Annotated in this window: 1 pseudogene; it reads right to left on the bottom strand. The window is 44.0% G+C overall.

The features are described 5' to 3' along the window. A pseudogene (locus MiSe_RS49760) lies at positions 1-517 on the bottom strand (RNA-guided endonuclease TnpB family protein); the annotation flags it as partial. Between the last annotated feature and the right edge of the window lie 13 nt (positions 518-530).

Below are 530 nucleotides of genomic sequence, written 5' to 3'. Positions count from 1 at the left end.
CATACCAGCGCTGATTACCATTGAGTTCTCGAGCCAGTGCGGTCTTGGGGTTCCCCCAAGTGGAGCATCTGGCGTGCCACAGAAGGCGAACGTATTTTACCGGATGATTTAAGCCATGTTGGATGACAGGGTTTTGATCATCAATATCAGGGGTTAGGGTTAATTTACCCCAAACTAGCTGGTCGTTTTTCCACCTAATTCCTTGCTTGTTGGTTTTGCCTTCAACGCTTCTAAATCTAGAAGGTACTTTATAGCGAACCTTTTTGGCTCGCCCAAACATGACTTTTTCGCTGGCTCTAAAAGCGCGAGTGGCTAAAACTTGTTGGGTATTTGAGTCAAGCAGTTGAGCTATCCATTTTGAGCGATTGCTGACAATTGTTGCATAAGCCTGCATGTCGTAATCAGAATATCTGTATGCAGTTCTTGCAGCGTTGAATGCGTCACTTCTTTTTTTCTTAGTTTCTCTATTTATCTGTTTGGCTTGCTGGAAGGCTTCTGAGTTTCTCACGAGATTCATTCTTACCATTGCT

It is taken from the genome of Microseira wollei NIES-4236 (assembly GCF_020521235.1).
GTDB lineage: Bacteria > Cyanobacteriota > Cyanobacteriia > Cyanobacteriales > Aerosakkonemataceae > Microseira > Microseira wollei.
This window is presented reverse-complemented; position numbering and strand designations above follow the sequence as displayed.